The 6,700-nt window shown below is 38.5% G+C and carries 7 protein-coding genes and 1 pseudogene; 4 read left to right on the top strand and 4 right to left on the bottom strand.

Annotation, left to right across the window (positions count from 1 at the left end; all coding sequences use genetic code 11):
• Window positions 1-76: 76 nt before the first annotated feature.
• The gene (locus IQ457_RS13485) at window positions 77-505 is read right to left on the bottom strand and encodes a hypothetical protein (protein ID WP_200663888.1); all 429 of its coding nucleotides are present in this window, start codon (window positions 503-505) and stop codon (window positions 77-79) included.
• Between the two features lie 274 nt (window positions 506-779).
• On the opposite strand from IQ457_RS13485, the gene IQ457_RS13480 reads away from it, so the two are divergent.
• A complete protein-coding gene (locus IQ457_RS13480; RefSeq protein ID WP_200663887.1) occupies window positions 780-1,199 on the top strand; it encodes a PPC domain-containing protein in 420 nt (139 codons plus the stop codon).
• Window positions 1,200-1,492: 293 nt separating this feature from the next.
• On the opposite strand, the gene IQ457_RS13475 is transcribed toward IQ457_RS13480, so the two are convergent.
• Together IQ457_RS13475 and IQ457_RS13470 are read right to left on the bottom strand one after the other, a co-directional pair.
• On the bottom strand, window positions 1,493-1,921 hold the full coding sequence (locus IQ457_RS13475; protein ID WP_200663886.1) for a PaaI family thioesterase: 429 nt from the start codon (window positions 1,919-1,921) through the stop codon (window positions 1,493-1,495).
• A gap of 550 nt (window positions 1,922-2,471) precedes the next feature.
• Window positions 2,472-2,675 carry a hypothetical protein gene (locus IQ457_RS13470; protein WP_200663885.1) on the bottom strand — a complete coding sequence of 68 codons (204 nt, stop codon included), beginning with the start codon at window positions 2,673-2,675 and terminating at the stop codon, window positions 2,472-2,474.
• 341 nt (window positions 2,676-3,016) lie between these two features.
• On the opposite strand from IQ457_RS13470, the pseudogene IQ457_RS13465 reads away from it, so the two are divergent.
• Together IQ457_RS13465 and IQ457_RS13460 are read left to right on the top strand one after the other, a co-directional pair.
• Window positions 3,017-3,365: pseudogene (locus tag IQ457_RS13465) on the top strand (type II toxin-antitoxin system RelE/ParE family toxin).
• Between the two features lies 1 nt (window position 3,366).
• On the top strand, window positions 3,367-3,669 hold the full coding sequence (locus IQ457_RS13460) for a helix-turn-helix domain-containing protein (protein WP_011512377.1): 303 nt from the start codon (window positions 3,367-3,369) through the stop codon (window positions 3,667-3,669).
• A gap of 340 nt (window positions 3,670-4,009) precedes the next feature.
• Here IQ457_RS13460 and IQ457_RS13455 read toward each other — a convergent pair whose 3' ends face one another.
• Entirely contained in the window at window positions 4,010-4,369 is a 360-nt protein-coding gene (locus IQ457_RS13455; RefSeq protein WP_144297953.1) for a hypothetical protein, read from the bottom strand.
• A gap of 172 nt (window positions 4,370-4,541) precedes the next feature.
• On the opposite strand from IQ457_RS13455, the gene IQ457_RS13450 reads away from it, so the two are divergent.
• Window positions 4,542-6,314 carry a potassium/proton antiporter gene (locus IQ457_RS13450; protein WP_200663884.1) on the top strand — a complete coding sequence of 591 codons (1,773 nt, stop codon included), beginning with the start codon at window positions 4,542-4,544 and terminating at the stop codon, window positions 6,312-6,314.
• The last annotated feature ends 386 nt before the right edge of the window (window positions 6,315-6,700 follow it).

Genomic DNA, 6,700 nt, shown 5'->3' with positions numbered 1-6,700 from the left:
TTCATTGCAAGATGAATTGAGGACACGCCCTAGGCTAAATTTTTTCAATGGTTTATTCATAGGTTAGGCTTATCTTCTATGTGGGCGCAGTTTCCATTGCACCGGTAATGGCACAACCATCATATGCTTTGCCTGCGTAACTTAATGTTGCGGTAAGTTCATTTTGGTAGCCATTGTCATCGATACAAATATTTTTTCGTATATTTAAAATAATAGGTTGTCCATTGACTGTACTCTCGTATTCGACGCCTTCAGTAGTGGCGGAACCCACTACTACAATTGTTGTAGGCTCTAAGAATTCTGCTTCTATACTTAATTTATTTCCTTCAACTACTGTCCGCCAACTTTTTTCTTTATTACCAGCAGCGGTAAACGCCAATAACGCTACAGGTACTTCTATTGTCGGTTCCTTATTATGATCCGTACTATCGGCTTGTTGATTACTACAAGCTACTAGGGTTAAGCTGACCGTTAAGCACATTGCCGTCAAAAGCAAAGAACGCATAATTTTTTCCTTTAAATATAATAAGAGAACACTACTATTTAGCAGTGTTCTCTTTGTTTACATAATGAAATTCAGGTTTTTACTACTATAGTTAGGTTTGCGATAGAATTAGAAACTAGTGTATTAATTAATTAACACCAACGATTATGAGCAGCCTTGTTCAGTAACCTATCAATGTACTCTCTATATTGGTAATATTAATATAACATATCTATAAAGGTTGACAGTGTGCGTTGAGATAAAATCGTTTTTTTACTGCTTGAGTGTTTAAAATATGAAAAACTTAACTGCTGCTATTCTAATTGCGCTTCCTGTTCTAATGGTAAGTCCTACAGTAATGGCCGCATCTTCAGATGCAGTGGCTAAAACTGTTGATGTTCAATTTAAAAAAGGCGCTAGTTCAGCTAACTATTATGGGAAATTAAAGGGTAGTAAGTACGATTCCTATACATTTTATGCCAAAAAGAACCAAAAGCTTTCTGTTAAAACAACGGGAGGGAATGTAGATTCTTATTTATTTAATAAGAATCTATCAGATTCTGTCAATGTAGGAGAATATTCCTCTGAACTAGATAACCAAGGTTATTACAAGCTTCCATATTCAGGTAAATATGAATTGCGTATTCTTCAGCCACGTTCTCAAGCTTCTAAAGGAAAAACACCTCCATATTGGCTAGAAGTATCTATCCTATAGGTATGTAAGCTTAATAATGGAGACCTTCCTAAATTTTGTGTAAGCATTTAATCTAAACGTCAGTTACACAGAATCTGGGATGGTCTCTTCAAGTCCTCACTAGCGCACCGATCATAGATAGAATATCTATGGTAAGTACATCATGAAGTACACTGTGGCTATCTCAGCAAGTTGAAACCTTAATACCATTAGCTCACAGCCAAAGATTCAAGTCCTCACTAGGGAACTAGACCAGTAAAGACGCCTGATCTAGCTCATTAGGATTTGAGCAAAGGGCCTTAAGTTGATATCTTTTACAGATTTTCAGACTTATTCTTGGTTGGTGGTACTGAATAGGTTCCCACAACATGGGCAACTAATTCGTCAGATCCATCTGAGTATAAAGAAACCTCACCTACGACTAGACTCCTTCCAACTTTTAGCAGTTTGCACTCAGCAATAATGAGTGATTTTGCAGTTGGTTTACGTAAAAAGTTGATAGTTAGACTCGTGGTTACTGCTAATGGTACTATGCCAATTCTACCTAAGATAGCCACATAAAGAGCCACATCAGCAATTCCCATCATTACAGGTCCCGATACAGTACCTCCAGGTCTCAAATCATCTAAACTGATATCACGGGATAAAATTGACCCACTGCTATTTACTGCCTCAATCTTGTACTTTGCTTGAGGGAACTCAGACTTCATGAACTCAGCTATCTCTTCCTTGGTTGCTGACATAGGGCTTCCTTTAATCTAACTGTTATTGGTACCTCTATTCTATCCTAACTTTCCACCTTACTACGATAAAAAGTTATAGAACCGTTTTAGTTCAGAGCACTAGTTTTAAAGTCCTTGACGATTTGCTGAGAGGTATAGGCTAATGATAGCTTATCAGGTCCTTTCACTGGTTCAGTCCCACTGTAAGAAGTGAAAAAAGACAATTAGCTAGCATTTGAGAAAGATTAGTGTGTATATTGACTGATTAACTATAAAAACTAAGGGCGCAGGATTGGATAATAATAGATTTCTCATACGAGCAATTGAAACTGCTGGTTAAATTTTTATGTTGTCTGCGATGGTTGCCGCTAGATTTTTTTAAACATGCTCTAGTTTGACTTCTATCCTAGAACACAAACTGTCGGTTGTACGTCCAGTTTTTACGGGCTTTCTTATTAGGTATTTTTCTCAATATCAACACCCGCACCAACAATCAGTTTTTATTCCGCCTAACTGATGTCTTTTTAGGGTTCGTCATTATGATGAAGGTGTGCTGATTTTTAGCAGACCATCAAAAATTTAAATCATCGAGCGACTCAATGCCAATGACTTTACCTGCTATCAATCCCCTAACAAATCCTTTTGTCAGCTGCTCGTACTCTGCTTTGGTTGTTTTCTTGCTGTCGGTATCAATCGTAACCGCGTCTAACCAGTCAGTGTTAACAGTAGGGTCTTGATGATAAATTACTTGTCTTGCTTGCTCTGATTTATACAAAGTTATTTTTCCCTTAAATCGTGATTAGTGCGTTGTAAGGGCGTTGAACTCTTAGTCGTTTCCCAAGTGTTTTAGTGGTCTATAGACTTCTCTGATTGTATTTTAACATCATTTGCGTATTGCTATCTTGGTTTGAATATCAGGTTCTAAGTTGTCCGAAAATAACTAAAAACCAGTATCGTTATACGATAGAAAATACTATCATAACTAAGAATAGGTTGTTAAGAGCTGATCATAATGTCGTAAGCCAGTAATAAGACGCGCTAAAGCTGCTCGTTCTAATTGCAGACTGTCTCGATTAGTTATATTATATAGACTGTAATCTATATATTGGTTTTTATATGTGGACTGTCATCACAACAGAGCTGTTCAACCAATGGTTTGATCAGCAAGATGAATCAACGTAAGAAAAAGTACTGGCAGCTTTGATGGTTTTAGAACAACAAGGCCCAAGCTTAGGTCGCCCTTTAGTGGATACGGTGTATGATTCAAAATTCACCAACATGAAATAGTTACGTGTTCAGCACAAAGGTAAGCCACTCAGAGCATTTTTTGCCTTTGACCCAAAGCGGCAAGCTATTGTGCTTTGTATTGGTGGATAAGGGTAATAAAAAGCGTTTTTATAAAGAAATGCTAGACACTGCAGACCAACAGTATGAATGTCACCTCAGAACTTTAGGAGATTCATGATATGACTAAGACATTACAAGAAATGTTAGCTGAGCGCTCTTTGGATAGCCAAGCGCGTATTAAACAACTGGCAGAGCAACTGCTTTTAGAAAACCAGCTGTCTCGTATCCGTGAAGAGTTAGAGATCTCTCAAAAAGAACTGGCTCAAACCATGGGTATTAAACAACCTTCATTGTCTGCTATAGAAAATCGCGGCAATGATCTTAAAATATCGACCATGAAAAAATATGTTGAAGCTATGGGTGGTAAGCTTCGTATCGATGTTGAGCTGCCAACAGGGAAGCACATAGGTTTTAATGTGTAATAATGAATTCGAGTGATTCAAACGCTAATAAGCCACCCTCTTATGGTTGGCTTTTTTTTATTAAAAATATGCTAATAATAGTACGCTTGAAGTGGTTTTACTGCATTAGTCTATTTTAAACAGTCTATCAATGGGCTTAAAGGGTGATATAGCTGTTTCCGCTCGGGTATAGCCGAAATGAATCAGTAACTTAATGCCAGATTGAGAAGCTTTTCCTAAAAATTGTGCAACTGCTTATAATTCAATAACAGGAGAATAAGCAATGACCAGCTTAAAAGTTTGAGAAAAAGGTGTGTTATTTAAAGTCTTATCTACTACAGCTCCATAGCTATACTGGAAGTTATTTAACCTGTGCTGTTTCTAATAAACTGCCATCTTTATCGAATAAGCAGTCGACGATAATGAGCGGAGCCGCATCCAAACTATCTTCAGCGTAGTAATGTGTTATGACTTCAAAGTTACCATTATTTAATCGTCTGTAGTCTGTGTTTTTTCGTTTAATGTCCATAGACTTAAAGCCTTTAAGCATGGGCTGTACTGCTTTCTGGCACTTCGTTAGCAATGCAATCTTTGATGTTTTTTGAGCTTGTTCGAGTTCAGTATTTCTTTTTTTATCAAATGGGTTACTGCCATTTTGAATCCAAATATAAAATGCTGCAAATGTAATAATAGATAGTCCTGTCAATGTCTCTTTTTTCATAATATGACTCGTTTAGCAATAGTAGAATAAGATATTTACCAACATACAAGCATAGCTCAGTTATTCTTAAGGAGCATGTTAAAATAATAATTAACCGTTGAAAACAATGGGTAAATGTTACTCCCGTTCTGGTTAGTTCAGCTTAATATTATAAAATAAGGCTTAATGAAACATGGATACCTTAAATATCGTGTATCTCGTAGGAGCAGTATTAATTTTCGCCAGTATCATGGCAAGTACGTTATCGGCGCGTTTGGGTGTTCCACTTTTGCTATTGTTTTTAGTCGTCGGGATGCTTGCTGGTGAAGAAGGTATCTTGGGTATTGAATTTTCTCAATATGCGATAGCCAATTTTGTCGGACAAGCAGCCTTAGCCTGTATTTTGTTAGATGGCGGGTTGCGCACCTCTGTTAAATCATTCCGAGTTGGCTTAAAACCAGCCATCACACTGGCTACTTGGGGCGTACTTGCGACAGTCATGATACTGGGTGTATTCGTCACATGGCTGCTGGATGTCGATTGGCGCTTTGGCTTATTACTGGCAGCAATCGTGGGTTCAACCGATGCGGCAGCGGTATTTTCACTGTTGCGTAATGGCGGTGTTAAATTAAATGATCGTGTCCAAGCCACGCTTGAATTAGAGTCGGGCGCCAACGACCCTTTAGCGATTCTGTTAGTCACTGGATTGATTGCTCTAAATGTTGATCCTGCCGGACAGACAGCGCTAGGCTTCTTAGGCCTACTATTACAACAGCTTAGTTTTGGTTTAGGAATGGGCTTGTTCTTTGGTTATTTCCTATCTCGATTATTACCCAAGATACATTTGGCAGAAGGTATGTATGCCATTTTAATAATGTCGGCGGGTTTAGCAGTGTTTTCTGCCACTAACTTACTGGGCGGTAGTGGGTTTCTCGCGGTCTTTATCGCTGGTATTATGATTGGCAACCATAAGGTACGCTCAACTGAGCATGTCATGCGCGTGATGGACAGCTTTGCGTGGTTGTCGCAAGCGGTGTTATTTGTGGTATTGGGCCTATTGGTCACACCATCGAACGTTCTTGAAGTTTGGCCTTATTCAGTGGCCATTGCTGCCTTTATGATTTTAGTGGCTCGTCCTATTGCAGTCTATACCAGTGTTTTACCGTTTAAATTTAAAAATAGAGAGATCGGCTTTATCTCTTGGGTCGGCTTACGTGGTGCAGTGCCCATTACCCTTGCCATGTTGCCAGTGATTGCAGGGGTGGACAATGCCTTTATGCTGTTTGATATCGCTTTTGGGGTGGTGGTCTTATCGTTGGTGTTACAAGGGACGACCATTCCTTTTATGGCCAATCTGTTTAAGGTGCGTATTCCTAACAATAAGGGCCCAAAAGAAGAGCATGAAGTGTGGGTGTCAGATAGAGCAAGTATTACGTTGTATGAATTTGAAGTAAAGTTAGGCGCGTTTGCAATTGGTCGTCATCCGAGGGATATATCTACGCGTATCAGCCCTGAAGGAATCCATGTTTTTGCCTTGGTGCGTGGTCAGCAAATCTTGGCAATTAATGAACAGACTAAGCTCAAATTTGGCGATAGCGTATGGTATGCCATGAGTGGCGATTATGCCGATCAGATTGCGACTGTTTTTAATGACACTACGTTAGACCGTAGAGCCATCGATGATTTTTATGGCGATTGGATGCTATCGCCGAGTGTCAAACTTAAAGATGTGCCTTTCTTTACCGATAGGATGAAATTCGAATCTCTAGAAGATACCCTGAACACGAATAATATGTGGGAACAAACGGTTGCTGAATATATTAAGGATAGCTTAAAGATGGCACCCGTAGCAGGCGATACGGTTGTGATTAATAAGGAGTGGTTATTAGTCATTAAAGAAGTTGACGGCCAGGGAAGACTGAAAACGATTGGACTAAAACAACTAGAAAAGCCAGCAGTGGCATAGTATCTATCATTATTAGACATAACATGGACTATTAGCTGAAAGGCAACCATTTAAGACAATTAATAGTCCTGCTAACATTGTCCATTTTAGGTAACTTATTAGCTCAAATTATGGTCTGTTTTACTGGTCTCGCTAGGGTATGCCCAAAATAGCATAATTCTATTTAATCAGTGTCTTACGCTTAGAATTATTATCAATATATAAGGTTATTTTAGTAGCCAAAGCATAAAAAACACAGTGACAATTTTGCATAGAATATTTAAAAAAAATACTTTATATTCTATTAAAAATCACATAGGAAAGTGGCTCACGATAGCCACTTTTTTTATGCCTCATACTTTTAGTAGATACACTTAGCTTTATGCAACCAGACAGGATATGTCATG

Source organism: Psychrobacter sp. M9-54-1 (assembly GCF_016613355.1).
Lineage (GTDB): Bacteria > Pseudomonadota > Gammaproteobacteria > Pseudomonadales > Moraxellaceae > Psychrobacter > Psychrobacter faecalis.
This window is presented reverse-complemented; position numbering and strand designations above follow the sequence as displayed.